Source organism: Curtobacterium pusillum, from assembly GCF_007680845.1.
Classification (GTDB): domain Bacteria; phylum Actinomycetota; class Actinomycetes; order Actinomycetales; family Microbacteriaceae; genus Curtobacterium; species Curtobacterium pusillum_B.
The window spans coordinates 180057-204986 of sequence record NZ_VEIY01000002.1 but is presented as its reverse complement, the minus strand read 5'-3'; the positions used below and the strand labels follow the sequence as shown (position 1 = coordinate 204986).

Genomic DNA, 24930 nt, shown 5'->3' with positions numbered 1-24930 from the left:
TGCGTAGTGCCAACCCGGTTTTCATCTGTACCGAGTCCGTACCGAGAAAGAAGAGGTCACCGTGGCCGTCAGCATCAAGCCGCTCGAGGATCGCATCGTCATCCGCCAGGTCGAGGCGGAGCAGACCACCGCTTCCGGTCTGGTCATCCCGGACACCGCGAAGGAGAAGCCCCAGGAGGGCGAGGTCGTCGCCGTCGGACCGGGTCGCATCGACGACAACGGCAACCGCGTCCCGCTGGACGTCGCCGTGGGTGACAAGGTCATCTACTCCAAGTACGGCGGCACCGAGGTCAAGTACTCGGGCGAGGACCTCCTCGTCCTCTCCGCCCGCGACGTCCTCGCGGTCGTCGTCTCCTAGCTCCAGCTCCGGCTGGTCAGCAGACCACGCGAACGCCCCGTTCGGCTCCGGCCGGCGGGGCGTTCGCGCGTCCGCGACGCATCCGCCCGCTGGTCGCGGTGGTCCCGGGAGGCGCGGTGCCGGCCCGGACCGTCGGTGCGGCTTCCTAGGATGGTTCCGTGAGTGAACCGAGTCCGGCGCGCCCGGCCCGCAGCGAGGCATCCGTCGGTGTCGCCCAGGGGATCGTCGCGTACGGGCTGTGGGGACTCATGCCGCTGCTGTTCGCGGCGATGGCCCCCGCCGGCGCGTTCGAGATCGTGTCCTGGCGGATCGTCTTCGGCCTGGCGTTCTGCGCGATCGCCATCGCCGTGACCCGCTCCTGGCGCCGGACGCGCTCGCTCGTCGCCCAGCGCCGGGTCATGCTCGTGATGGGCCTCGCCGCGGTGCTCATCCTGGTGAACTGGACGGTGTACGTCGCCGCGGCGACCTCGGGCCACACGGTCGAAGCGGCGCTCGGGTACTTCATCAACCCGCTCGTCACGATCGCGCTCGGCGTCGTCGTGCTCCGCGAGCGCCTCCGTCCGGCGCAGTGGACGGCCGTCGGCATCAGCGTGGTCGCGGTCGTCGTGATCGCGATCGGGTACGGCCGGATGCCGTGGATCTCCCTCGCGCTGGCGTTCTCGTTCGGCCTGTACGGGCTCGTGAAGAAGCGCGTCGGCGGCACGGTGGACGCGCTCTCGGGTCTCTCGATGGAGACCGTCTGGCTGCTGCCGATCGCGGTGGTCGCGCTCGTGGTCGTCGGGGTGACCGGGTTCGGCGGTGGTGTGACGTTCGCGGGCGAGGGGTGGGTGCACGTCCTCGTCACGGTGCTGACCGGGCCGGCCACCGCGGTGCCGTTGCTCTTGTTCGCGTCGTCGGCGCGACGGGTGAGCCTGTCCACGCTGGGACTGACGCAGTACCTCGCGCCGATCATGCAGCTGCTCGTCGGGGTGGTCGTGCAGCACGAGCCGATGTCGGGCGCGCGCTGGTTCGGCTTCGGGATCGTCTGGCTGGCCCTGGTCATCCTGACGGTGGACTCCTTCGCCGCCGCGCGAGCGGCCCGCCGGACGCTCGCCCCTGCCGCGGTCGAGCCCGCCTGACGGGGCCGCGCCGCGCCTCCAGGCTGTGTGCCGAGTCTCGCTCTGCGCGACAGGACTCGCGCGCCCGGACCCGAGGAACGACGCTGGGCCCGAGTCTCGGCTTGGTGCAGCCGAGACTCGGGCCCAGACGAGGTGTGCGGGGTGTTACTTCTTGACCGAGCCCTGGATGGCGCTCTGGTAGACGGGCTTGTTGTCGCCGTCGAACTTGTAGATGCCGATGTAGGCGCTCGACGGGTCGTTGTTCGAGTCGAACGGACCGATGCCCGACGGACCCGTGTAGTGGATGTCGTCACCCTTGTCGAGGATCGCCTTGCAGTCCTTGAACGTCGAGCACTCGGTGCCGCCGTCCGCGCCCGACACGGCGGCCATGTTCTTCTGGATGGTGCCCGAGTCGGTGCCCTTGCCCTTCACCGCTGCGAGGGCGGCGAGGGTCGTGGCGTCGTAGGACTCCGCGGCGTACGAGTAGTCGGCGAGGTCCTTGCCCGACGACTTCTTGTAGTACGCGGCCAGCTGCTGCTTGAACTCGTCCTTCGGCGAGGCACCGGGGATGGTGCCCTGCGCGCCGGTCAGCGTGCCCTTGTCGAAGTCCTTCGAGTAGTCCGCGGTGTTGCCGTCCGACATGTAGATCGTCTTCATGTCGGCGTTCTGGGACTTCAGCTCGGGGATGATCGACTTGGTCTCGTCGAACGCGAGGATGACGATGGCGTCGGGCTTCGTGGCGAGCGCCGCGGTGACCTCGGACGAGAACGTCGTCTGGCCGGGCGGGAACTCCTGGCCCTTGCCCTTGGCGCCGTAGACGACCGACCCGCCGGAGTCCTCGATGGCCTTCTGGACGGTGTTGCGGAGGCCGGTGCCGTACGTGTCGTTGAAGACGAGGAAGGCGACCTTCGCGTTGCCGTCACCGGTGATGAGCTGGCCGAGGGCCGAGCCCTGCACCGAGTCCGGCGGAGCGGTCCGGTAGTAGTACGACGAGTAGCCCGAGAGGTCGGACGCGGTGTTCGCGGGGGAGATCTCCACGATGCAGTTGCTGGTGAGCTGGTCGATGACGTTCAGCGTGACGCTGGACGACTCGGCGCCGATCGCGACCGGGACCTTCGCGTTCACGAGCTTCGTCGCGGCCGAGCTCGACACGGTCATGTCGTTGCTGTCACCGGAGTCGGTGGCGGGCGAGATGCTGACGTCCTTGTCGAGGACACCGCCGGCCGCGTTGATGTCCTGCACCGCGAGGCCGACACCGGACTCGGCGGGCGGGTTGAGGTACGCGAGCGAACCCGTGAGCGGGAGGATCGTGCCGATCTTCAGCGCGTCGGTGCTCGGGGTGTCCGGGGCCTTGCAACTGGCGGCGGGGTCCTTCTTCGTGCCGCTGGACGCGGACGACGACGGGGAGCTGCTGCTGGTGGTGGAACACGCGGCGAGCAGGAGCGCCGCCGCTCCCGCCACTGCCAGTGCCGTGGTGGCACGGGTGGTTCTGATCATCCGTGGAGCCCTTTCTCTGCGCGGAGCCCTACCGCATCGGGTCGAGCGCGGGGTCCCCGCGTGGGATGTCGAGAAAACTAGGGCGGATGTGTTTCGCATGTGTGTCGGTTGTCCACCCCTGGGTGTTTCGTTACATACCCGTGACACTTCTGAACGGACGGCCAGGTTCCCGGCCGTACGGTCCCGGGGCATGAGCGACACACCCTCGACCACGCAGTTCCGTCCCACCCGGGCCATCGTCACCGGAGCCGAATCCGGGATCGGCCGCGCCACCGCCGTCGCCCTGGCGGCTGCCGGCATGGACGTCGGCATCACGTACCTGTCCGAGCCCGACCGGGCCGAGGAGACCGCCGCCGAGGTCCGCGCCGAGGGGCGGCAGGTCTTCGTCGAGCAGATCGACGTGACGGACCTCGCCGGGGCCGGGGCGGTGATCGACCGGCTCGCCGAGCAGCTCGGCGGCGTCGACGTGATCGTCGCGGACGCCGGGACCGGGGACAACGCGCCGTTCCTCGAGATCACCCTCGACCAGTGGCGCCACACCGTAGCCACCGACCTGGACGGCGCGTTCGTGACGATCCAGGCGGCCGCACGACGGATGGTCGCGCAGGGGACCGGCGGGCGGATCATCGGGATCACGAGCGTGCACGAGCACCAGCCCCGGTACGGGTCGAGCGCCTACGACGCGGCGAAGCACGGTCTGGGCGGCCTGCTGAAGACCATCGCGATCGAGCTGGCCGAGCACGGCATCACCGCGAACGCCGTCGCCCCGGGTGAGATCGCGACGCGGATGACGGGCGCCGAGGACGAGGACCCGCACACGATCTCCCGTCCCGGTGTCCCGCTCGGGCGTCCGGGGAACGCGTGGGAGATCGCGGCCGCGGTGGCGTTCCTGGCCTCGCCGGCCTCGTCGTACATCACGGGGATCTCGCTGCCGGTGGACGGCGGGATGCTGCAGATGGGCCCGCACGGCGGCTCGCACATCACGTCCGACGACTGGCGCTCGGCGTAGGCGCGGAACGGTTCCGGAACGGCAGAACGCCCCGCTCCTGGTGGAGCGGGGCGTTCTGCGTGCCGGGGTCAGCGGTTGTAGTTCGGGGCCTCGACGACCATCTGCACGTCGTGCGGGTGGGACTCCTTGAGCCCCGCCGCCGTGATGCGGACGAACTTGCCGCGGGCCTTGAGCTCCGGGATCGTCCGACCGCCGACGTAGAACATCGACTGCCGCAGGCCGCCGACGAGCTGGTAGACGACGTTCGACACCGAGCCGCGGTAGGGCACCTGTCCCTCGATGCCCTCGGGGATGAGCTTGTCGTCCGAGGGGACGTCGGCCTGGAAGTAGCGGTCCTTCGAGTAGGAGGTCTTCTTGCCGCGGGTCTGCAGCGCGCCGAGGGAGCCCATCCCGCGGTACGCCTTGAACTGCTTGCCGTTCACGAACACCAGGTCACCGGGGGACTCGTCGGTGCCGGCGAGGAGCGAGCCGAGCATGACGGTGTCGGCACCGGCCACGAGGGCCTTCGCGATGTCGCCCGAGTACTGCAGGCCACCGTCGGCGATGATCGGGATGCCGGCCTCGCGCGCGGCGAGGGAGGCCTCGTACACGGCGGTGACCTGCGGCACGCCGACACCCGCGACGACGCGCGTGGTGCAGATCGAGCCCGGTCCGACACCGACCTTGACGGCGTCCACACCGGCGTCGATGAGCGCCTGCGCGCCCGCGCGGGTGGCGACGTTGCCGCCGATGACGTCCACGCCGGCGAACGCCGGGTCGCCCTTGAGGCGGCGCACCATGTCGAGCACGCCTTCGCTCTCGCCGTTGGCGGTGTCGACGACGAGCACGTCCACACCGGCCTCGAGCAGGGCGGTCGCGCGCTGCCAGGCGTCACCGAAGAAGCCGATCGCGGCACCGACACGCAGTCGGCCGCCCTCGTCCTTGGTGGCGTCCGGGTACTTCTCGCTCTTGTCGAAGTCCTTGACCGTGATGAGGCCGCGGAGCTTGCCGGCCTCGTCGACGAGCGGGAGCTTCTCGATCTTGTGCTCGGCGAAGATCGCGACCGCGTCGTCCGGGTCGATGCCGACCGGGGCGGTGACGAGCGGTGCCTTGGTCATCACGTCGCGCACGAGCGTGGTCTGCTGCTCGAAGGGGGCGACGAAGCGCATGTCACGGTTGGTGATGATGCCGACGAGCGTGCCGTCGCCCTCGACGACCGGCAAGCCGGAGACGCGGAACTGCCCGCAGAGCGCGTCGACCTCGGCCACGGTGGCGTCCGGGCTGGTCGTCACCGGGTTGGTGATCATGCCCGACTCGGAGCGCTTGACCTTGTCGACCGCGGCGGCCTGGTCGGCGATCGACATGTTGCGGTGCAGGATGCCGATGCCGCCCTGCCGCGCCATCGCGATGGCCATGCGGGCCTCGGTCACGGTGTCCATCGCTGCGGAGAGCAGCGGGACGTGGACCTCGATGCGCTTGGTGAGCCGGGACGTGGTGGACGCCTCGCTCGGGATGACGTCGGTGTGCCCGGGCAGGAGCATGACGTCGTCGTACGTGAGTCCGATGAATCCGAACGGATCCGGCTGGTCCATGGGTCCCCTTCGTGGGCGAGGTGAAGTGTCGAGACACCGGGAACGCTGCGGCGGGTTCCGGATAGACCATCCTAACGCGCGCACCGGCGGGCGCATTCCGGCAGCCGCCCGGGGCCGCGGATCGGACTGCTGAGAAGAATCACGGTTGCGGCACGATTTGTGCAGGAGACGTGATGGAAACACGGGGGACACAAAAAATCCCTAGGGTCCTCGACTATCCGAACGAGAGGCTCATCCGTGGGTTCCATCACTCCGCCGGGGTCAGCGCTTGCGCACCGACTCCGCCGCGGGGCACCAGGCCGCAGCCGCCTGGTCCTCGCCGCCGTACTGTTCCTCGCCTTCCTCGCCACCTTCGCGGTCGACTGGGCACTGGCGCCCGGGGCCGACGCGGCGACGAGTGCTCCATCCGCCTCCGCGTCGGCGAGCAGCGCTCCCGCCAGCACCCAGCCGTGCACGGTGAGCCCGACGAACGGCTGCATCCAGGGCACCATCACCGACTCGGACCGCAAGCCCGTCAGCGGCGTCGACGTCGACGTCGCCGGTCCGGGCGGGTTCTCGCAGACCGCGACCACGGCCGACACCGGTCGCTGGTCCGTGAGCGTGACCCAAGCCGGCAACTACACCGTGAGCGTCGACCAGGACACCCTGCCGAAGGGGCAGTACCTGACGAACGCGGCCGACGCGAAGCGGACCGTCGCGGCGAGCCTCAACGCGAACGTCGGTCAGATCTTCCAGCTCTCCGACCAGCAGGGCGTCACGACCACCGGCGCCGCGACGAGCGTCACCCCGCAACGGGCCTGGCAGCAGTTCGCGTCCGGCATCCGGCTCGGGCTGCTCATCGCCCTCGCCTCCGTCGGGCTCTCGCTCATCTACGGCACCACCGGGCTGTCGAGCTTCTCGCACGGCGAGCAGGTGACGCTCGGCGGTCTGCTCGCGTACCTCTTCGCGAACCAGCTCGGCTGGAACATCTGGCTGACCGGGATCGTCGTGACCCTGCTCTGCGCGGCGACGGGTTGGCTGCAGGACGCCGGCATCTGGCGGCCGCTGCGGAAGAAGCGGATCAGCCTCACGCAGCTCATGATCGTGACGATCGGGCTCTCGATCGCCGCCCAGTACGCGTTCCAGTACTTCTTCGGCGCCTCGACCGTCCGCATCCAGCAGGGCAACCCCGAGACGGTCACGTTCGCCGGGCTCACCCTGACGGTGCAGTCGTACGTGGCGATGGCGATCGCGCTCGTCGTCCTCGTCGGCACCGGGCTCTTCCTCGCGAAGACCCGCTTCGGCCGTGCGACCCGGGCGGTGTCGGACAACCCGGCGCTCGCCAGTGCGTCCGGCATCGACGTCGACCGGGTGATCCGGTTCGTGTGGACGCTCGCCGCCGGCCTGGCGGGCCTCTCCGGCGTGATGCTCGGACTCGTGCTCAACGGCGTGAACTGGCAGACCGGTCTCCAGCTGCTGCTGCTCATGTTCGCCTCGGTCACGCTCGGCGGACTCGGCACCGCGTACGGCGCGCTCGTCGGGTCGATGATCATCGGCATCGTCGTCGAGCTCACCAACCTCGTGCTGCCGGGTGACTTCAAGTACGCCACCGCACTCGTGATCCTCATCCTCATCCTGCTGTTCCGGCCGCAGGGCATCTTCGGTCGTGCCGAGCGGATCGGTTAAGGGAGCCCCGACATGGACTACATCCTCCAACTGCTCAGCTCGCTGACGCAGGAAGCACTCGCCCCGACGACCGCGGCGTTCGCCCTCGCGGCGATCGGCCTCAACGTCCACTTCGGCCTCACCGGCCTGATCAACATGGGCCAGGCGGCGTTCCTGCTGCTCGGCGCCTACGGGTTCGCGATCTCGATCACGAACGGGCTGCCGTTCATCATGGCGGTGCTCATCGCCCTGCTCGTGGCCATCGTCTTCGCGATCATCCTCGGCATCCCGACCCTGCGGCTCCGCGGCGACTACCTGGCGATCGTGACGATCTCCGGTGCCGAGATCATCCGCATGGTCGGCAGGTCGAGTCTCCTCACCGACACGACCGGTGGCTCGAACGGCATCGCCGGCTCGGCCTACCGCGACCCGTTCAACGCCCTCAGCCCCCTGCCCGACGGCACCACGAGCATCCTGTGGTTCACGTACTCGAACAACGGCGTCAACGGCTGGTGGATCCGCATCGCGGCCTGGGCCCTCGTCGCCCTGTTCACCCTCGTGCTGTTCCTGCTCATGCGGAGCCCCTGGGGCCGCGTGGTGAAGGCCATCCGCGAGGACGAGGACGCCGTCCGCTCCCTCGGCAAGAACGTCTACTCGTACAAGATGCAGGCGCTCGTCTTCGGTGGCGCGCTCGGTGCGCTCGGCGGGATCATCTACGTGCTGCCGAGTTCGGTGCAGCCGGACGCGATGGGCCGCTCGATGACGTTCTTCATCTGGACGGCGCTCATCCTCGGCGGTGCCGCGACCGTGTTCGGCCCGGTGCTCGGGTCGGTGCTGTTCTTCGTCCTCCGGCTCTTCATCCGCACCCTCGCCGGGGACTTCATCCCCGACTCGATCATGAACGCGCAGCAGGCGGAGCAGTTCTCCTACGTGCTCGTCGGCGTCGCGCTGATGCTCCTCATCGTGTTCCGTCCGCAAGGACTCCTCGGCAACAAGAAGGAGCTGTCGTTCAGTGTCTGAGTCGTACACACACCAGAAGACCGACCCGATCCTCGTCGTCGACGACGTCACGCGGCGCTTCGGCGGCATGACCGCGGTCGACGTCGACCACCTCGAGGTCCAGCGCGGCACGATCACCGCCCTCATCGGCCCGAACGGCGCCGGGAAGACGACCTTCTTCAACCTGCTCACCGGGTTCGACAAGCCGAGCCCCGGTGCGAAGACGCAGTTCAACGGCGACACGCTCCAGAAGACGAGCGCGACGCACATCGCGAACCGGGGCATGGTCCGCACCTTCCAGCTCACCAAGGCCCTGAGCCGCCTCACGGTGATGCAGAACATGCTCCTCGGGGCGCGGGAGCAGCCCGGGGAGAACTTCTTCGCCGCGCTGATCAAGCCGGTCTGGGCGAAGCGCGAGCGGGAGATCACCGCGAAGGCGGAGGACCTGCTCGACCGCTTCAAGCTCCTCGAGAAGAAGGACGACTACGCCGGCTCGCTCTCGGGCGGCCAGCGGAAGCTCCTCGAGATGGCCAGGGCGCTCATGTCCGACCCGACGATGATCATGCTCGACGAGCCGATGGCCGGCGTGAACCCGGCCCTGACGCAGTCGCTCCTCGGCCACATCCAGTCCCTCCGCGACGACGGCATGACCGTGCTGTTCGTCGAGCACGACATGCACATGGTCCGGCACATCTCGGACTGGGTCGTCGTGATGGCCGAGGGCAAGGTCGTGGCCGAGGGCCCCGCCGACACCGTGATGGACGACCGGGCCGTCATCGACGCCTACCTCGGTGCGCACCACGACACCGACCTGGGCGACGACTCGCTCCTCACCGAGGAGACCTACGAGGAACTGGCCGAGGAAGTCGCAGAAGAAGACGAGCAGGAGGCGACCCGATGACGGACGCAATCGACCCCACGAACGCGAGCAGCGCCTCCAGGCCGACAGCGGCGAACGCCGCACCAGCGGCCACGCTGGAACGCGAGCCGGTCCTCAGCGCGAAGAACCTCGTCGCCGGCTACCTGCCCGGCGTGAACATCCTCAACGGCTGCGACCTCGACTGCTACCCCGGCGAGCTCATCGGCATCATCGGCCCGAACGGCGCCGGGAAGTCGACGCTCCTCAAGGCGCTGTTCGGCCTCGTGTCGATCCGCGAGGGCTCGGTCACGCTGCAGGGCGAGGACATCACCAACCTCAAGGCGAACAAGCTCGTGCAAGCCGGCGTCGGCTTCGTCCCGCAGACGAACAACGTCTTCCCCTCGCTCTCCATCGAGGAGAACCTGCAGATGGGCCTGTACCTCCGGCCGAAGAAGTTCGCCGAGCGGCTCGAGGTCATCTACGACCTGTTCCCCGTCCTCGGCCAGCGCAAGGGGCAGCGGGCCGGCTCGCTCTCCGGCGGCGAGCGGCAGTCCGTCGCGATGGCCAGGGCGCTGATGATGGACCCGAAGGTGCTGCTCCTCGACGAGCCGAGCGCGGGTCTGTCGCCGGTCCGCCAGGACGAGACGTTCATCCGCACGCGCCGGATCAACAAGGCCGGTGTGTCGATCGTCATGGTGGAGCAGAACGCGCGACGCTGTCTGCAGATCTGCGATCGTGGGTACGTGCTCGACCAGGGGAGGAACGCGTACTCGGGCACCGGGAAGGAGCTCGCCGACGACCCGAAGGTCATCGAGCTGTACCTGGGAACGCTCGCCAAGGACGTCGACTCCGCTCGCTGAGCGCGTGGAGTCGGCCTCGGGTGCCGCTGTGGGGGTGGTATCCGCAACCGGGCGGGGTCGTGCGTGGTCGCTCAGCGCCGCACGGCTCCGCTCCTCACGTCGCGTCCGGCGCGCTGGTCGCGTCGCGTCGGCCTGGAGGCGCGGCTCGGCCCCGGTGCGCCGGTATCGTTCCGCAGGTGCGGAGAGTGTCGGCGGTCGCGACGGACGTCCTCGTCTGGGTGGTCTTCGCCGTGCTCTTCGTCGGCGCAGCCCTGCTCGTGAAGGTCGCCGCGGCGCTCCTCGTCGTGCTCGTGGTGCTGGCGCTCCTGCTCGGCCTGGTGCTGCGCACGGTCCGTCGGCGCCGCGCCGGACCGCCGCGCCGCTGACCCGCGGACCCGCCCACTGCACCGTCCGCCCGTGCCACCCGCCGACCCCGACCGGTAGGGTTGCCGGGTGAGTGAAGTCGAGATCGGTGCTGGCAAGCGCGGACGTCGGGCGTACGCGTTCGACGACATCGCGGTGGTCCCCTCGCGGCGGACGCGCGACCCGCAGGACGTCAGCGTCCAGTGGTCGATCGACGCGTTCACGTTCGCGTCGCCGATCCTGTCGGCCCCGATGGACTCCGTCGCCTCCCCGGCCACGGTCATCCAGATGGGCAAGCTCGGCATGCTCGGCGTGCTGGACCTCGAAGGGCTCTGGACCCGCTACGAGGACCCGGCGCCCTACTACGACGAGATCAAGGCGCTGACCGACGGCAACGTCACCAAGCGCATGCAGGAGATCTACTCCGAGCCGGTCAAGGCCGAGCTGATCACCGCGCGCCTCGCCGAGATCCGTGCCGCCGGCGTCCCGGTCGCCGGGTCGCTCAGCCCGCAGCGCACGCAGGAGTTCTCGCAGACGGTCGTCGACGCCGGTGTCGACCTGTTCGTCATCCGCGGCACGACGGTCTCGGCCGAGCACGTGTCGCAGAACACCGAGCCCCTCAACCTCAAGAAGTTCATCTACGAGCTCGACGTCCCCGTGATCGTCGGCGGTGCCTCGACCTACACGGCGGCGCTGCACCTCATGCGCACCGGTGCCGCTGGTGTGCTCGTCGGCTTCGGCGGGGGTGCGGCATCGACCACGCGTGCGGCGCTCGGCATCCACGCCCCGATGGCCACGGCCGTCGCGGACATCGCCGGCGCTCGCCGCGACTACATGGACGAGTCCGGCGGTCGCTACGTGCACGTGATCGCCGACGGCGGCCTCGACACCGCCGGTGACGTCGTCAAGGCGATCGCCATGGGCGCGGACGCGGTCATGCTCGGCACCGCCCTGGCCCGCGCGGCCGAGGCGCCCGGCGGTGGCTTCCACTGGGGTGCCGAGGCGCACCACCCCGAGCTGCCCCGCGGCCGCCGCGTCGAGGTCGGCACGATCGCCCCGCTCGAGAACGTCCTGAACGGTCCGACCCCCACGTGGGACGGCCGGGCGAACATCGTCGGCGCGCTGCGTCGGTCGATGGCGACGACCGGTTACTCCGACGTCAAGGAGTTCCAGCGAGTAGAAGTGGTCGTGGCGCCGTACCACCGGGACTGACGGTGGCACCCGCACTCCCGTGCGGGTGACGCCTCGGCGCTGATCGCGACACCGCGACACGCGACACGGAGGCGACGATGGCGAAGGCCGCAACCACCAGCACATCCAGCGCGACCAGGCCCGCTCGGCCCGAGAACGCCGCTCCGGGGGTCGGCTTCGACCCGTCGGCGAAGCTCGGTCCGGACGAGCGGACCGCGGCCATCGAGGCCATGAAGACCACCGAGCTCGACGTGCTCGTCGTCGGCGGCGGCATCGTCGGCGCGGGCAGTGCGCTCGACGCCGTCACCCGCGGCCTGAGCGTCGGGATCGTCGAGGCCCGTGACTGGGGTTCGGGGACGTCGAGCCGCTCGTCGAAGCTCGTGCACGGCGGCATCCGGTACCTCGAGCAGCTGAACTTCGCGCTCGTCCGCGAGGCGTTGATCGAGCGCGGGCTCCTCCTGCAGCGGATCGCCCCGCACCTGGTCAAGCCCGTCCGGTTCCTCTACCCGCTCAACCACCGGGTGTGGGAGCGCTTCTACATCGGCATCGGCATGGCGATGTACGACGTCTTCAGCTGGTCCGGCGGTCGCCCGCCCGGCGTCCCGCACCACCGGCACCTCAGCCGCGGGCAGGTCCTCAAGAACATGCCCGGTCTGAAGAAGGACGCCTTCGTCGGCGGCATGACCTACTACGACGCCCAGGTCGACGACGCCCGGTACGTGGCCTCGCTCGTGCGCACGGCGGCGTCCTACGGCGCGCACGCCGCGAGCCGGATCCGCATCGAGGGCTTCATCAAGGTCGGTGAGCGGGTCGTCGGTGCCGAGGCGCACGACATCCAGACCGGCGAGAAGTTCGAGATCCGCGCGAAGCAGGTCGTCAACGCGACCGGCGTCTGGACGGACGACACCCAGGCGATGATCGGCACCCGCGGGCAGTTCAAGGTGCGGGCGTCGAAGGGCGTGCACCTCGTCATCCCGCGCGACCGCTTCCAGTCGAACACGGGCATGATCCTCCGCACCGAGAAGAGCGTGCTGTTCGTGATCCCGTGGGGACGGCACTGGCTCGTCGGCACGACGGACACCGACTGGTACCTCGACAAGGCGCACCCGGCGGCGACCGCGGCGGACATCGACTACATCCTCGAGCACGTGAACAAGGTGCTCGCGGTCCCGCTCACCCGCGAGGACGTCGAGGGCGTCTACGCCGGACTCCGACCGCTGCTCGCGGGTGAGTCCGACCAGACGTCGAAGCTCAGCCGCGAGCACGTCGTCGCGCACACGGTCCCCGGGCTCGTGGTCGTCGCCGGCGGCAAGTGGACCACCTACCGCGTGATGGGCAAGGACGCCATCGACGAGGCGGTCGCGGCCATGGACGGCAAGATCCCGGGCTCGACGACCGAGGACATCCCCCTGCTCGGTGCCGAGGGGTACCCGGCGGCGTGGAACCGCCGCGGCCGCACCGCGCGGAGCTTCGGCGTGCACAAGGTCCGGATCGAGCACCTGCTGAACCGCTACGGCACCCTCGCGACCGAGGTGCTGCAGCTCGTCAAGCAGGACCCGTCCCTGGCCGAGCCCCTGCCCGGCGCCGACGACTACATCGGCGCCGAGGTCGTCTACGCCGCCTCGCACGAGGGCGCACTCCACCTGGAGGACGTCCTCGCCCGCCGGACCCGCATCTCGATCGAGGCCTGGGACCGCGGCGAATCAGCGGCTCCGGTGGCCGCGAAGCTCATGGCGGACGTGCTCGGCTGGGACCAGGAGACCACCGAGAACGAGGTGTCGAACTACCTCAAGCGCGTGGCCGCCGAGCGTGAGTCGCAGCTGCAGCCCGACGACGAGTCGGCTGACCGCGTCCGCCTCGAGGCACCGGACATCGCGTTCGGCTTCGACGAGGACGACGTCGTGGTCGGCGGTGGCCGCTCCAGCGGCGCGGAGGGCGCGAAGGCGTCCGACGAGCAGGTGGTCGGCGAGAAGACGAGCGAGCCGGAGTAGACGCACGGGTCCCCGGACCGGAGGCGCGTGGCGGCGCCGCCCCGCGCCTCCCGTCCTTCCGGGAGCGGCCCCAGGGCGCGTGGTCAGGCCGTCGCGCGCGCGCGACGCAGCGTCCGCACCAGCGTGGTGCAGAGCACCACGCCGATGCCGACGAGCGCGGTGAGGCTCGTGCCGTACAGGACGCCGGACCACACCGTGTGTGCGGCGCCCGAGACCGGGTACGAGTCGGCGACGTCGAACGCGAGGAAGAACATCGACTGGAACGTCGCACACGCGCCGGCCGCCAGCACCCCGAGGTGGACCACGGCGATCGTCATGGCCGGGAGCCGTGCGACGAGGCCGAGGACCGCGCCGCCGACGCCCAGCAGCACGCCGATGCCCGCCGTGACGGCGACCCCGACGACGTCCTGCGTGGTGGAGTTCCCGGCTGCGTCGACGTGCCGGTAGATCTCGGCGAGGGACGAGCCCGGCACCGCGGCGAGCGGATCGAGGACGAGCGCGTTCAGCGCCAGCAACGCCGCGTACAGCACCACGACCGCGACCCCTGCGCCGGCCACCACCCACCGTGTCGTCCCCATCCACGGACTGTAGCGGATCGGAATGTGCCGGGCCCCGCGGTGGTTATCATCGACGTACTCGAAAAGGGAGCCATCATGGTCGACGTCCATCGCGTCAAACTCCCCGGAGTCGGCGTGCTGCACAGCTTCTACACCGACGACGGTGGCAAGTGCGGTGTCATCACGCACCGGTCGGGTCACTCCGACCTCATCTCCTTCGCCGACGTCTCGGACGGCGCCGACAAGTCCGAGAAGGTCTCGCTCCGCCTCAGTGAGGACGAAGCGCACACCCTCGCCGAACTCCTCGGCGGCACCCGGATCACCGAGGGCCTCGACAAGCTCGACGAGATCCCGGGCCTCAGCATCGACTGGTTCTCGGTCGACTACGACGACGCCATCGCGGGCAAGCCCCTCGGCGACCTCCACGACTCGGGCTTCATCGGCCTGACCGTCGTCGCGGTCGTCCGCGGCGACAGCGCGAACCCCGCGCCGTCGTCGGACTTCGTCGTGTTCCCCGGCGACACCATCGTGGTGGCCGGCGCCCCCGAGAAGGTCGCGAAGGCGTTCTCGTTCTACCGCAGCGGAGAGCTTGCGGCCGCGTCGGCCGAGGCCCCGCGCAGGAGCTAGCTCGTGCACCTGGGTGGTGAGCTGCTCACCATCGGTGTGCTCTTCGTCATCGCCTACGTCCTCGGACGACTCGGCAAGACGATCGGGCTCCCGGCGATCCCGATCTACATGATCGTGGGGCTGCTGGCGAGCCCGCACACCCCGTGGATCGGCCTGAACGTCGAGTCGCACACGATCGAACTCATCGCGACGTTCGGCCTCATCCTGCTGCTGTTCAACCTCGGGTTGGAGTTCGACCAGGAGGAGTTCTACGGCAACGCCGGGAAACTCCTGGTCTCCGGCGGCACGTACGTCGCCATCAACATGGGCGTCGGGTTCGCCTTCGGGTTCTCGCTGGGCTGGGGCACCCGCGAAGCCCTCATCATCGCGGGCATGACCGCGACGTCGTCGAGCGCGATCGTCACGAAGCTCCTCATCGAACTCCGGCGGCTCGCGAACGACGAGACCCCGATGATCCTCGGTGTCACCGTCATCGAGGACGTCTTCATCGCGATCTACCTCGCGATCGTCTCCGTGGTGCTCTCCGGCGACACGAACATCTGGGCCGTCGTCGGGAAGCTCGGGCTCGCGTTCGGGTTCCTCGTGGTGATGTTCACCCTCGCCCGGTTCGCCGGCAAGTGGGTCTCGAGGATCTTCGCGACCCGCGACGACGAGCTCTTCACCGTGCTGTTCTTCGGACTCGCGGTGATGTTCGGCGGCATCGGCGACCTGCTCGGGGTCACCGACGCGATCGGTGCGTTCGTGATCGGTCTGCTCTGCGGGGCCACGCGCTACCGCGACCGCATCGAGCAGCTCGCGCTCCCGATGCGCGACGTGTTCGCCGCGTTCTTCTTCGTGAACTTCGGGCTCGGGCTCGACCTGTCGACGTTCGGCGAGGTCCTCTGGCCCGTGCTCGGCGCCATCGGCATGACCGTCGGACTCAACGCCGTCGCCGGTCAGCTCGTGGCCCGCATGAACGGCTTCAACGTCCAGCAGGGCATCAACACCGCCGTCATCCTGGTGAACCGCGGCGAGTTCGCGCTGATCCTCGCGACGCTCTCGGCCGCCGCCGGCCTGGAGGCGCGGATCACCGCGTTCGCGGGCCTCTACGTCCTCGTCATGGCCATCCTCGGTCCGCTGCTCGCCGTGAACTCCGACCGCATCGGCCGCCTCGTGGTGCGTCCGGCCCGCGTGGCGCGGCTGCGCTCGCGCCTGCGGGCGCGGCTCGGCCGCCGACTCGGGGCGGGCGCCTCGAGCCCCGCGATGGAGGACGTGGTGGACGCCGCGGCCGTCGCCGGCGTCGCCGACCAGGACGCGAGTGCCGCGGCCCGCCGTGCCGAGCGGGACCGCCAGTTCGCCGAGGAGTTCGCCCTCGTGGAGGCTGCGGGCAGGGAAGAGCGGGACAATGGGTCCCCGGAGCCAGTGGACGAGCCCGTGACGGCGTCCGTGGAGATCCCCGCCGAGCGTCCCGAACGCCCGGTTCGACAGCGCGATCCGGAGTACTGATACGAATGTGGGCCGTAGCCCGACGACCGAGGTGGATCGCGCTGCTGTTGCTGGCGCTCGTGCTCGCGGCGGTGTTCGCAGGGTTGGGCAAGTGGCAGCTCGAGCGGAGCATCGCCAACGGCCGGCCGCTCCCGGCCACCACCGAGACGCGCAAGACCCTGGACACCGTGACGAAGCCGATGCGGCCAACGTCCGAGACGCTCGCCGGGCAGAAGGTGACCGTGACCGGCACGTTCGTGGCCGGTGACACGACCGTGCTGACCGGGCGCAGCGGGGGTGGGACGTACCAGACCGTCGGACACATGGTGGACGACGGAAGTGGGGCGAGCCTCCCGGTCGTCATCGGGTGGTCCGACCAGCGCTCGGCCGCCGTCGCCGGTGGTGAGCGCCTGACGGACGGCGCGCGGATCACCGTCGAGGGGCGGTACTACCCGGCCGAGTCGCCGGACCAGGACACCTACGACAAGGGCGAGTACTCGGCCGTCGCCCCCGCCCGGTTCGTCAACACGTGGAAGGCCTTCGACGACCGGATGTACCTCGGGTACGTCGTCGCCGACGGCACCACCGCGAAGGCCGCCGACCTCGGCACCATCGCCGACCGCGCCCCCACGCGCGAGGTCCAGTTCGACTGGCTGAACCTCTTCTACGCCGTCGAGTGGGTCGTGTTCGCCGGCTTCGCCGTGTTCCTCTGGTACCGGTTCGTGAAGGACGCTTGGGAACGCGAGGAAGACGACCGTCGTGAGGCCGCTCTCAGCGTCGACGGGGCCCTCGCGGACCGACGGTAGGATGGCCGATATGGCTCTGACCGTCCGAACCCGTGACATCCCGAAGATCCCGGGTGCGGTGAAGTGGTACCGCGTCTCGGCGTACATCACCGGTGTGCTGCTGCTCGCCCTGGTGCTCGAGATGATCCTCAAGTACACGCCCCTGCACCTCGAGATGCAGCTGGGCGGTGGCGCGTTCTTCGTCCCCGAGGGGACGGCCGGCAAGGAGCCCGGCACGATCAACCTGTCGATCGGCATCCTCATCGCCCACGGCTGGTTGTACGTCCTCTACCTCTTCACCGACTTCCGTCTGTGGAGCATCATGCGCTGGCGCCCGATCCGCTTCCTGCTGATCGCGCTCGGCGGCATCATCCCGTTCATGTCCTTCGTGGTCGAGCACCGGATGCAGAAGATCGCCATGGACACCTACCACGAGCTGACCGCTGCCCAGCAGCGTGAGAAGGAGGCCGCTCGGTGAGCGAGACCGAACAGCGTCCCGTCCTGGTCGTCGACTTCGGAGCCCAGTACGCGCAGCTCATCGCGCGTCGGGTCCGCGAAGCGAACGTCTACAGCGAGATCGTCCCGCACTCCATCACGGCGGACGAGATCCGCGCGAAGGACCCGGCGGCCATCGTGCTGTCCGGTGGTCCGTCGTCCGTGTACGAGCAGGGTGCGCCCGCGCTCGACGGCGACATCCTCGAGCTCGGTGTCCCCGTGCTCGGCATCTGCTACGGCTTCCAAGCCATGGCCACCGCGCTCGGTGGCGAGGTCGCGAACACCGGCCTCCGCGAGTACGGATCGACGTCCGTCGACGTCACCGGCACGGACAGCGTCCTGCTCGGCGGTCAGCCGGAGTCCCAGGTCACCTGGATGTCGCACGGCGACTCCGTGGCGAAGGCCCCGGAGGGCTTCGAGGTCCTCGCGTCGAGCGCCTCGACCCCGGTCGCCGCGTTCGCGTCCGACGAGCGCAAGCTGTACGGCGTGCAGTGGCACCCCGAGGTGAAGCACTCCGTCTTCGGTCAGGCCGTGCTCGAGAACTTCCTGCACCGCGCAGCCGGGCTCCCCGGTGACTGGAACTCCGCCAACGTCATCGACGAGCAGGTCGCGCGGATCCGCGAACAGGTCGGGGACGCCCGCGTCATCGCCGGACTGTCCGGCGGGGTGGACTCCGCAGTCGCCGCAGCGCTGGTGCACAAGGCCGTCGGGGACCAGCTCACGTGCGTCTTCGTCGACCACGGACTCCTCCGCGCCGACGAGCGGAAGCAGGTGGAAGAGGACTACGTCGCCTCCACCGGTGTCCGGCTCATCACGGTCGACGCCGAGCAGCAGTTCCTCGACGCCCTCGCCGGCGTGAGCGACCCGGAGCAGAAGCGCAAGATCATCGGGCGGGAGTTCATCCGCACGTTCGAGTCGGCGGCCGAGGCCCTCGTGCTCGAGGCGCGCGGCGACACCGGTGCCGGTGAGGTCAAGTTCCTCGTGCAGGGCACCCTCTACCCGGACGTCGTCGAGTCCGGCGGCGGTGCGGGCACGGCGAACATCAAGTCACACCACAACGTCGGCGGACTGCCCGACGACATGACGTTCGAACTCGTCGAGCCGCTCCGCACCCTGTTCAAGGACGAGGTGCGCGCGGTCGGTCGTGAGCTCGGGCTGCCCGAGGTCATCGTCGGTCGCCAGCCGTTCCCCGGTCCGGGGCTCGGCATCCGCATCGTGGGTTCGGTCACGAAGGAGCGGTTGGAGCTGCTCCGTGCCGCCGACAAGATCGCGCGCGAGGAGCTCACCGCGGCCGGCCTCGACGACGAGATCTGGCAGTGCCCGGTCGTCCTGCTCGCCGACGTCCGGTCCGTGGGCGTCCAGGGTGACGGCCGCACGTACGGCCACCCGATCGTGCTGCGTCCGGTGTCGTCGGAGGACGCGATGACCGCCGACTGGACCCGCCTGCCGTACGACACGCTCGCGAAGATCTCGAACCGCATCACGAACGAGGTGCCCGACGTGAACCGGGTCGTGCTCGACGTCACGTCGAAGCCGCCGGGGACGATCGAGTGGGAGTAGTCCTCCCGCGCTGAGGGCCCGGCACGCGTCACGCGTGCCGGGCCTTCGTGCGTCCGGCGCGGGCGCGGCGCAGGGGCGGCTCCCGCGCCGATCGGGCAGAACACGCCGCAGGGCATCCGCCGAGCGCGCGGAACCGGCCGCCCGGGCCCCCCGAGCGTGACGGAAAAGGCCCGCTCGGCGCGTTCGGCCGCCGGGGCCCGGGCGCGCCGGGCCGAGCGGGCAGGACCCGCCGCGGGGCGTGCGCCGAGCGGGCGGAACCGGTCGCCGGGAGGCCTCGAGTGTGACGGAAAAGGCCCGCTCGGCGGGCGCGCGGCCCCCGCCCGAGCACGACGAAGGGCCCCGGCGTGTTCGCCGGGGCCCTTCGGGAATGCGGGTGCTAGTTGCGCTGGCTGCTCGCGATGATGGCGAGGATGCGCAGGATCTCGAGGTACAGCCACACCAGGGTGACGATCAGGCCGAACGCAGCCGTCCACGCGTAGATGCGGGGCGCACCGCGCTCGACGCCGGTCTTGATCTGGTCGAAGTCGATGATCAGCGAGTACGCGGCCATGACGACCACGAAGATGCCGATGAGGACTCCGAGCGGGATACCGAACAGCGAGACCCCCAACAGCCCGAACGCCGACTGCGTGACGCCGGTCCACATCAGGACGAGGTTCACCAGCGAGAACGCCATGTAGCCGACCATCGCGATGAGGAAGAACCGCGTGGCCTTCGGCGTCGCCCGGACCTTGCCGGAGCGGAAGAGCAGGAGCGTCACGAAGAACACACCGAGGGTGCCGAACACGGCCTGCGGGACGATGCCCTCGAACGCGGTGTCGTAGTAGCCGGAGATACCACCGACGAACAGGCCCTCGAAGAACGCGTACAGGAGCACGAGCGCCGGCGACGGCTTCTTCTTGAAGGTGTTCACGAGCGCCAGGACGAACCCGACGAGCGCGCCGACGATCCAGACCGCCGGCGGGAGGTTCCAGCCGGCCACCGCACCGACGACGAGCACGCCGAACGCGAGCAGCGTCTTGACGATGGTGTCCTCGTACGACATGCGGTCGGTGTCGACCGTGGAGGCCGCCGGACGGTCGTACATGTACTGCAGCTGCTCGGGCGTCATGCCGCCCCGGGCCTGCTGCGGGGTCTGTCCCCAGCCGGCCTGCTGCTGACCAGCGCCGCCGCCCCAGGCGTTGCGTCCCTGGTCGTTGAAGGCGGGGGACTGGTCGAAACCGGGCTTGAAGGCCATGGTGTCCTCTTCCTAGGAGATTCGAGTCCTCTCAGCCTAGGTGCGCTCGATCGCGGAAGGCTGAGGGTTCGCGGCGAGCGGACGGGCTCCCGGAGGACCCCGATGCCCGAAGCCTATGGGCGTCCGCTGCGCGCGCGCCCCGAAGTCGTCGGGAACCTGCCGACCGCGACCCGGCCGCCTGCGGGGCGCGACCGGGCGGCCGGCGGTGATCCGCGCCTCCAGTCCGGACGACCGACCGCGCGACCGGGTGGACCCACGTGACCAACGCGACCGAGATGGTCATGAGGAGCAGCCAGGCGACGATCTTCGTCGGCGCGACCGGCTCCCACGCCGCGGCCTGTGCCGGGTAGGACCACGCGCCCGCCCACGTGGCGACGTTCTCGGCCACCCAGATGGACAGGGCGACGAGCCCCATCGCGACCAGCACGGGCATCCGCAGCGTGGACCGGTGGATCCGCACGCGCATGGTCGTCCGTGCGAAGAGCAGCACGATCGCCGCGAGCAGGACGTAACGGGCGTCCCGGACGAAGTGGTGTCCGAAGAAGTTCGCGTAGACGGCTCCCGCGACGACCGCGAGCAGCCACTGCCGTGGGTACCGGTCGAAGCGCAGGTCGAACAGCCGGTACACCCGGACCATGTAGGAGCCGACCGCGCCGTACATGAAGCCGGAGAACAGGGGGACGCCGAGCACGACGAGCACGCCGCCCGGTTCGTAGGTCCAGGAGCCCATGTGGGTCTTGAAGACCTCCATGACGGTGCCGACGACGTGGAAGAGCAGGACGACGCGGAGCTCCCGGACGGTCTCGAGCCCGAACACGAGCATGCCGACCTGCAGCAGCACGGCGGCCACGGTGAGCACGTCGTTCCGCAGGGCGGCGGGGACGGTCAGGTGCACGACCGCCATCGTCGCGAGCAGCAGCGCCCCGAACGCACACGCCCACGCCTGCTTCGCGCCGAACACCAGGAACTCGGTGACGGCGACGCGACCGGGTCGGTGCGGCTGGTGCCCGGCGTCGAGCATCCGCCGGGCGGCACGGTCGATGCGGTGCTCGACGGCGGTGGAGAGGGATCGGACGGTCATGCTGCGAGCGTCGGACCCGCCGCTGGGAACGGTGGGCTGTGCGCATCCGGATGTGCCGCCCGACACACGCCAGGCCGCGGACACCGCTCCCCAGTAGGGTGCGCGCATGACCCTCGTGATCGCCCACCGTGGCGCGTCCGGCTACCGCCCCGAGCACTCGCGGAGCGCCTACGAACTCGCGATCGAGCTCGGCGCCGACGCGATCGAGCCGGACCTGGTGCCGACGAAGGACGGCGTGCTCGTCCTGCGGCACGAGAACGAGGTCTCGGGGACCACCGACGTCGCCGACCACCCGGAGTTCCGGCACCTCCGCACGACGAAGACGGTCGACGGCGACCAGGTGACGGGCTGGTTCACCGAGGACTTCACGTGGGCCGAGCTGCAGACCCTGCGGACGCGGGAGCGCCTGCCCGCGCTGCGCCCCGGCTCCGCGGAGCACGACGGCGAGGAGCCGGTCCTGCGGCTCGAGGACCTGCTCGCGATCCTCGACGCAGCGCCCCGCCCCGTGGGCCTCGTGGCCGAGGTCAAGCACGCCGACTTCTTCGGCCGTGCCGGCTTCCCGATGGGCCAGCTCGTCGACGGCGCGCTCGGCGACGCGGGGTGGCGGCGCGACGAGCGGCTCACGATCGAGTGCTTCGAGAAGGGCGTGCTCCGCGACCTCCGTGCGCGCGGGACCGCCACACGGCTGGTGTACCTCCAGGAGGCGCGGGGCAGCGCCGCCGACGAGGTCGCGTCCCACGGGTCGCTGGCTCCCACCTACGCGGCCGAGCGGTCGGACGAAGCGCTCGCCACGTTCGCGACGGAGTTCCACGGCATCAGCGTCGATCTCGGGACGCTGATGGCCGGGGTCGACAGCGTCGCGCTCGACGACCCCGCGCCGGTCCGGAGCGCGATCGTCGACCGGGCGCACGACGCGGGGCTCGCCGTGTACACGTGGACGCTCCGCCCGGAGAACCGGTTCCTGCCGGGGCCGCTCCGCCGCGGGGGCGAGGTCGCGGGGTTCGGCGACTGGGAGCGGTGGTTCACGTCGGTCGTCCGGACCGGGGTCGATGGGGTCTTCGCGGACCACACCGACCTGGCGGTGCTGGCCCGTTCGGCTGTCGGGGGTCCGGCCTAGACTGTCCCGGACATGACGATCGTGCTGGACCCATTCGACTCGTCCCCCGAGCAGGGTGGCGGGACCGCCTCGTACGAGGACCCGTTCACCGCGGGTCTGAACCCCCAGCAGAAGGAAGCCGTCGAGTACCGCGGCGAGTCCCTGCTGATCGTGGCCGGCGCGGGCTCGGGCAAGACGAGCGTGCTGACCCGGCGCATCGCACTGCTGCTCGCGAACCGCGAAGCCTGGCCGTCGCAGATCCTCGCGATCACCTTCACGAACAAGGCCGCCGCCGAGATGCGCGAGCGCGTCCGGGCCCTGGTCGGGCAGGCGTCCGACGGCATGTGGATCTCCACGTTCCACTCGGCGTGCGTGCGGATCCTCCGGCGCGAAGCGGAGCGCTTCGGGTTCGCGCAGTCGTTCACGATCTACGACTCCGCCGACTCCAGGGCCCTGCTCAAGCGGATCATCAAGGAGCTCGAGGCGGACACGCTCGGGCTCACGGTGGGTGCCGCCGCGTCGAAGATCTCGAAGCTCAAGAACGAGCTGCAGGACATCGACTCCTACGCCCGGAACATCAACGCGAACGACCCGCAAGAAGTCATGTTCACCGAGGTGTTCCGTCGGTACACGAACGAGCTGCGCCGGGCGAACGCGTTCGACTTCGACGACCTCATCGGGCAGACGGTCTTCCTGTTCCGTGCCTTCCCCGACGTCGCCGCGCTCTACCAGCGCCGGTTCCGGTTCATCCTCGTCGACGAGTACCAGGACACGAACCACGCGCAGTACGCCCTCATCCGCGAGCTCACCCGTCCGGTCCCGGCCGAGCAGGTCGACAAGCTCGAGGACTCCGGGCAGCACGTCGCCCGGATGCGCGAAGCCGACGGGTCGATCGCGCCGGCGTCCCTGACGGTCGTCGGTGACTCGGACCAGTCGATCTACGCCTTCCGTGGGGCCGACATCCGCAACATCGTCGAGTTCGAACGGGACTTCCCGAACTCGAAGGTCGTCCTGCTCGAGCAGAACTACCGGTCGACGCAGAACATCCTCGACGCGGCGAACGCCGTCATCGCGAACAACTTCGACCGTCAGGCGAAGAACCTGTTCACGGACGTCGGAGCCGGCGACAAGATCGTCGGGTTCACGGGCTACACCGGCCACGACGAAGCGCAGTTCGTCGCGGACGAGATCCAGCGCCTGCGCGAGGACGGCACCGACTACCGCGACATGGCGGTGTTCTACCGGACGAACTCGCAGACCCGTGCGCTGGAGGAGATCTTCATCCGCGCGGCGATCCCGTACCGGGTGCTCGGCGGCACGAAGTTCTACGAGCGCGCGGAGATCAAGGACGCGATGGCGTACCTGATCACCGTCGCCAACCCGGCGGACCCCCTGGCGCTCCGCCGGATCCTCAACGTGCCGAAGCGCGGGATCGGTGCGGTCACCGAGACGACGCTCCAGCGCTACGCCGACGAGCACGAGACGACGATGCGGGACGCACTCCGGCATGCGGACGAGCTCGGGTTCGGGCCGAAGGTGCGGAACGCGATCACCGCCTTCGCCGCGCTGCTGGACTCCGTGTCGGAGAAGGCGGCGACCCAGCCGGTGGTTGACACCCTCACGCAGCTGCTCGACGGGTCGGGCCTGCTCGAGAACCTGCGGAAGTCGCCGGACGCGCAGGACGCCGCCCGCGCGGACAACATCGACGAGCTCGTCGCGGTGACGCGGGAGTTCCAGAAGAACAACCCCGAGGGCACGCTGTCCGACTTCCTGACCGAGGTCTCCCTCGTCGCGGCGGCGGACGAGCTGGACGACTCCTCCGGGACGGTCTCGCTCATGACGCTGCACACGGCGAAGGGCCTCGAGTACGACGCCGTGTTCCTCACCGGTGTCGAAGAAGACCTGCTGCCGCACCGGATGTCGGCGAACGAGCCTGGTGGCCCCTCCGAGGAACGCCGGCTGTTCTACGTCGGCATCACCCGCGCGAAGAAGTCGCTGTTCCTGTCGCTGGCGATGACCCGCGCGCAGTTCGGTGACGTCAACGTGGCGATGCCGTCGCGCTTCCTCCAGGAGATCCCCGAGGGGCTCATCGAGTGGAAGCAGTCGCCCGGCATGGCGAACAGCCGCGGTGGCACGCAGCCCCGTGCGCTGAACGCTCGGCGGGACGGCGCCGGCGGGGGCGGGTTCGGCGGTGGCGGTGGCGGCTACCGCGGGGGCGGTGGATGGGGCGGTGGCTCCTACGACCGTGCCGCTGCGGCACAGAAGACCCGCCCGAAGACCGAGTGGGCGAACCGGGTGTCCGGGCAGGTCCGTGACAACGGGGACATGGAGCTCGTGGCGGGCGACCGGATCAAGCACGTCGACTTCGGCGAGGGGACGGTCTCGGCCGTGACGGGTCAGGGGGCGAAGCGCATCGCGGAGATCGCGTTCGACTCCGCGGGGCGCAAGAAGCTGCTCATCAAGATCGCCCCGATCGAGAAGCTGTAGCGCCCGGCGCGCCCCGCGTCGGCCGGTGTCGAACCACGGAACCGACGTCGAACCGGGCCCGGGTGCCGGTTCCACGTCGCAATCGTGGTTCGACCCCGCGGCACGGCGGCCCGCGACCCGGCG

22 protein-coding genes are annotated in these 24930 nt (G+C 69.9%); 17 read left to right on the top strand and 5 right to left on the bottom strand.

The window, feature by feature from the left end; translation table 11 throughout:
* Positions 1 to 61 precede the first annotated feature (61 nt).
* Positions 62 to 358 (top strand): co-chaperone GroES, encoded by a 297-nt coding sequence (groES, locus tag FS825_RS05300; protein ID WP_071260016.1) that lies wholly within the window; start codon positions 62 to 64, stop codon positions 356 to 358.
* 158 nt (positions 359 to 516) lie between these two features.
* A complete protein-coding gene (gene rarD / locus FS825_RS05295; protein ID WP_144711445.1) occupies positions 517 to 1476 on the top strand; it encodes an EamA family transporter RarD in 960 nt (319 codons plus the stop codon).
* A 144-nt stretch (positions 1477 to 1620) separates the two neighbouring features.
* On the opposite strand, the gene FS825_RS05290 is transcribed toward rarD, so the two are convergent.
* Positions 1621 to 2952, bottom strand: a complete 1332-nt coding sequence (locus tag FS825_RS05290; protein ID WP_144711444.1) for an ABC transporter substrate-binding protein — start codon at positions 2950 to 2952, stop codon at positions 1621 to 1623.
* A gap of 190 nt (positions 2953 to 3142) precedes the next feature.
* Between FS825_RS05290 and FS825_RS05285 the strand changes: the two genes are divergently transcribed.
* Positions 3143 to 3961, top strand: coding sequence for an SDR family oxidoreductase (locus tag FS825_RS05285; RefSeq protein ID WP_144711443.1), 819 nt, complete (start codon positions 3143 to 3145; stop codon positions 3959 to 3961).
* A gap of 68 nt (positions 3962 to 4029) precedes the next feature.
* Here FS825_RS05285 and guaB read toward each other — a convergent pair whose 3' ends face one another.
* Positions 4030 to 5532 carry an IMP dehydrogenase gene (gene guaB / locus FS825_RS05280; protein ID WP_144711442.1) on the bottom strand — a complete coding sequence of 501 codons (1503 nt, stop codon included), beginning with the start codon at positions 5530 to 5532 and terminating at the stop codon, positions 4030 to 4032.
* 246 nt (positions 5533 to 5778) lie between these two features.
* Here guaB and FS825_RS05275 point away from each other — a divergent pair, with 246 nt between their 5' ends.
* The 7 genes from FS825_RS05275 (at position 5779) to FS825_RS05245 (ending at position 13418) form a co-directional block, all read left to right on the top strand.
* Positions 5779 to 7197 carry a branched-chain amino acid ABC transporter permease gene (locus tag FS825_RS05275; RefSeq protein WP_472595125.1) on the top strand — a complete coding sequence of 473 codons (1419 nt, stop codon included), beginning with the start codon at positions 5779 to 5781 and terminating at the stop codon, positions 7195 to 7197.
* 12 nt (positions 7198 to 7209) lie between these two features.
* Positions 7210 to 8196, top strand: coding sequence for a branched-chain amino acid ABC transporter permease (locus tag FS825_RS05270; RefSeq protein WP_079237341.1), 987 nt, complete (start codon positions 7210 to 7212; stop codon positions 8194 to 8196).
* A complete protein-coding gene (locus tag FS825_RS05265) occupies positions 8189 to 9076 on the top strand; it encodes an ABC transporter ATP-binding protein (RefSeq protein ID WP_144711441.1) in 888 nt (295 codons plus the stop codon). The genes FS825_RS05270 and FS825_RS05265 overlap by 8 nt, the downstream gene beginning before the upstream one ends.
* Positions 9073 to 9894, top strand: a complete 822-nt coding sequence (locus FS825_RS05260) for an ABC transporter ATP-binding protein (protein WP_260981027.1) — start codon at positions 9073 to 9075, stop codon at positions 9892 to 9894. Before FS825_RS05265 ends, FS825_RS05260 begins: the two co-directional genes overlap by 4 nt.
* A gap of 176 nt (positions 9895 to 10070) precedes the next feature.
* Positions 10071 to 10259: a hypothetical protein gene (locus tag FS825_RS05255; protein WP_144711440.1), complete on the top strand. Its 189-nt coding sequence runs from the start codon at positions 10071 to 10073 to the stop codon at positions 10257 to 10259.
* Between the two features lie 67 nt (positions 10260 to 10326).
* Complete coding sequence (locus FS825_RS05250; protein WP_144711439.1) at positions 10327 to 11448, top strand: GuaB3 family IMP dehydrogenase-related protein; 1122 nt, start codon at positions 10327 to 10329, stop codon at positions 11446 to 11448.
* A gap of 77 nt (positions 11449 to 11525) precedes the next feature.
* Positions 11526 to 13418, top strand: coding sequence for a glycerol-3-phosphate dehydrogenase/oxidase (locus FS825_RS05245; RefSeq protein ID WP_144711438.1), 1893 nt, complete (start codon positions 11526 to 11528; stop codon positions 13416 to 13418).
* An 83-nt stretch (positions 13419 to 13501) separates the two neighbouring features.
* Here the strand turns inward: FS825_RS05245 and FS825_RS05240 are convergent, their stop codons facing one another.
* Positions 13502 to 13996 (bottom strand): hypothetical protein, encoded by a 495-nt coding sequence (locus tag FS825_RS05240; protein WP_144711437.1) that lies wholly within the window; start codon positions 13994 to 13996, stop codon positions 13502 to 13504.
* A gap of 75 nt (positions 13997 to 14071) precedes the next feature.
* Here FS825_RS05240 and FS825_RS05235 point away from each other — a divergent pair, with 75 nt between their 5' ends.
* The 5 genes from FS825_RS05235 to guaA are packed head-to-tail and all read left to right on the top strand — an operon-like array spanning position 14072 to position 18906.
* Entirely contained in the window at positions 14072 to 14602 is a 531-nt protein-coding gene (locus FS825_RS05235) for a cation:proton antiporter regulatory subunit (RefSeq protein WP_144711436.1), read from the top strand.
* Between the two features lie 3 nt (positions 14603 to 14605).
* On the top strand, positions 14606 to 16087 hold the full coding sequence (locus FS825_RS05230; RefSeq protein ID WP_144711435.1) for a cation:proton antiporter: 1482 nt from the start codon (positions 14606 to 14608) through the stop codon (positions 16085 to 16087).
* 47 nt (positions 16088 to 16134) lie between these two features.
* Positions 16135 to 16872 carry an SURF1 family cytochrome oxidase biogenesis protein gene (locus tag FS825_RS05225; protein WP_186377084.1) on the top strand — a complete coding sequence of 246 codons (738 nt, stop codon included), beginning with the start codon at positions 16135 to 16137 and terminating at the stop codon, positions 16870 to 16872.
* A 10-nt stretch (positions 16873 to 16882) separates the two neighbouring features.
* Positions 16883 to 17329: a DUF3817 domain-containing protein gene (locus FS825_RS05220; RefSeq protein WP_260981026.1), complete on the top strand. Its 447-nt coding sequence runs from the start codon at positions 16883 to 16885 to the stop codon at positions 17327 to 17329.
* Positions 17326 to 18906, top strand: coding sequence for a glutamine-hydrolyzing GMP synthase (gene guaA / locus FS825_RS05215; protein ID WP_144711432.1), 1581 nt, complete (start codon positions 17326 to 17328; stop codon positions 18904 to 18906). The genes FS825_RS05220 and guaA overlap by 4 nt, the downstream gene beginning before the upstream one ends.
* Before the next feature lie 376 nt (positions 18907 to 19282).
* Here guaA and FS825_RS05210 read toward each other — a convergent pair whose 3' ends face one another.
* Together FS825_RS05210 and FS825_RS05205 are read right to left on the bottom strand one after the other, a co-directional pair.
* On the bottom strand, positions 19283 to 20143 hold the full coding sequence (locus tag FS825_RS05210) for a Bax inhibitor-1/YccA family protein (protein WP_144711431.1): 861 nt from the start codon (positions 20141 to 20143) through the stop codon (positions 19283 to 19285).
* A 31-nt stretch (positions 20144 to 20174) separates the two neighbouring features.
* Positions 20175 to 21224, bottom strand: coding sequence for a DUF817 domain-containing protein (locus FS825_RS05205; RefSeq protein WP_144711430.1), 1050 nt, complete (start codon positions 21222 to 21224; stop codon positions 20175 to 20177).
* A gap of 106 nt (positions 21225 to 21330) precedes the next feature.
* On the opposite strand from FS825_RS05205, the gene FS825_RS05200 reads away from it, so the two are divergent.
* Both FS825_RS05200 and FS825_RS05195 read left to right on the top strand, forming a co-directional pair.
* Entirely contained in the window at positions 21331 to 22341 is a 1011-nt protein-coding gene (locus tag FS825_RS05200; RefSeq protein WP_144711429.1) for a glycerophosphodiester phosphodiesterase family protein, read from the top strand.
* 12 nt (positions 22342 to 22353) lie between these two features.
* Positions 22354 to 24807, top strand: a complete 2454-nt coding sequence (locus tag FS825_RS05195; RefSeq protein ID WP_144711428.1) for an ATP-dependent helicase — start codon at positions 22354 to 22356, stop codon at positions 24805 to 24807.
* Positions 24808 to 24930 lie beyond the last annotated feature (123 nt).

Coding starts and splice junctions, on each gene's coding strand:
- FS825_RS05235 (WP_144711436.1), top strand. CDS start 14,072: ATGGTCGACGTCCATCGCGTCAAACTCCCCGGAGTCGGCGTGCTGCAC.
- FS825_RS05195 (WP_144711428.1), top strand. CDS start 22,354: ATGACGATCGTGCTGGACCCATTCGACTCGTCCCCCGAGCAGGGTGGC.
- guaB (WP_144711442.1), bottom strand. CDS start 5,532: ATGGACCAGCCGGATCCGTTCGGATTCATCGGACTCACGTACGACGAC.
- FS825_RS05200 (WP_144711429.1), top strand. CDS start 21,331: ATGACCCTCGTGATCGCCCACCGTGGCGCGTCCGGCTACCGCCCCGAG.
- FS825_RS05290 (WP_144711444.1), bottom strand. CDS start 2,952: ATGATCAGAACCACCCGTGCCACCACGGCACTGGCAGTGGCGGGAGCG.
- FS825_RS05220 (WP_260981026.1), top strand. CDS start 16,883: ATGGCTCTGACCGTCCGAACCCGTGACATCCCGAAGATCCCGGGTGCG.
- FS825_RS05210 (WP_144711431.1), bottom strand. CDS start 20,143: ATGGCCTTCAAGCCCGGTTTCGACCAGTCCCCCGCCTTCAACGACCAG.
- FS825_RS05240 (WP_144711437.1), bottom strand. CDS start 13,996: ATGGGGACGACACGGTGGGTGGTGGCCGGCGCAGGGGTCGCGGTCGTG.
- FS825_RS05260 (WP_260981027.1), top strand. CDS start 9,073: ATGACGGACGCAATCGACCCCACGAACGCGAGCAGCGCCTCCAGGCCG.
- FS825_RS05205 (WP_144711430.1), bottom strand. CDS start 21,224: ATGACCGTCCGATCCCTCTCCACCGCCGTCGAGCACCGCATCGACCGT.
- FS825_RS05285 (WP_144711443.1), top strand. CDS start 3,143: ATGAGCGACACACCCTCGACCACGCAGTTCCGTCCCACCCGGGCCATC.
- FS825_RS05270 (WP_079237341.1), top strand. CDS start 7,210: ATGGACTACATCCTCCAACTGCTCAGCTCGCTGACGCAGGAAGCACTC.
- FS825_RS05245 (WP_144711438.1), top strand. CDS start 11,526: ATGGCGAAGGCCGCAACCACCAGCACATCCAGCGCGACCAGGCCCGCT.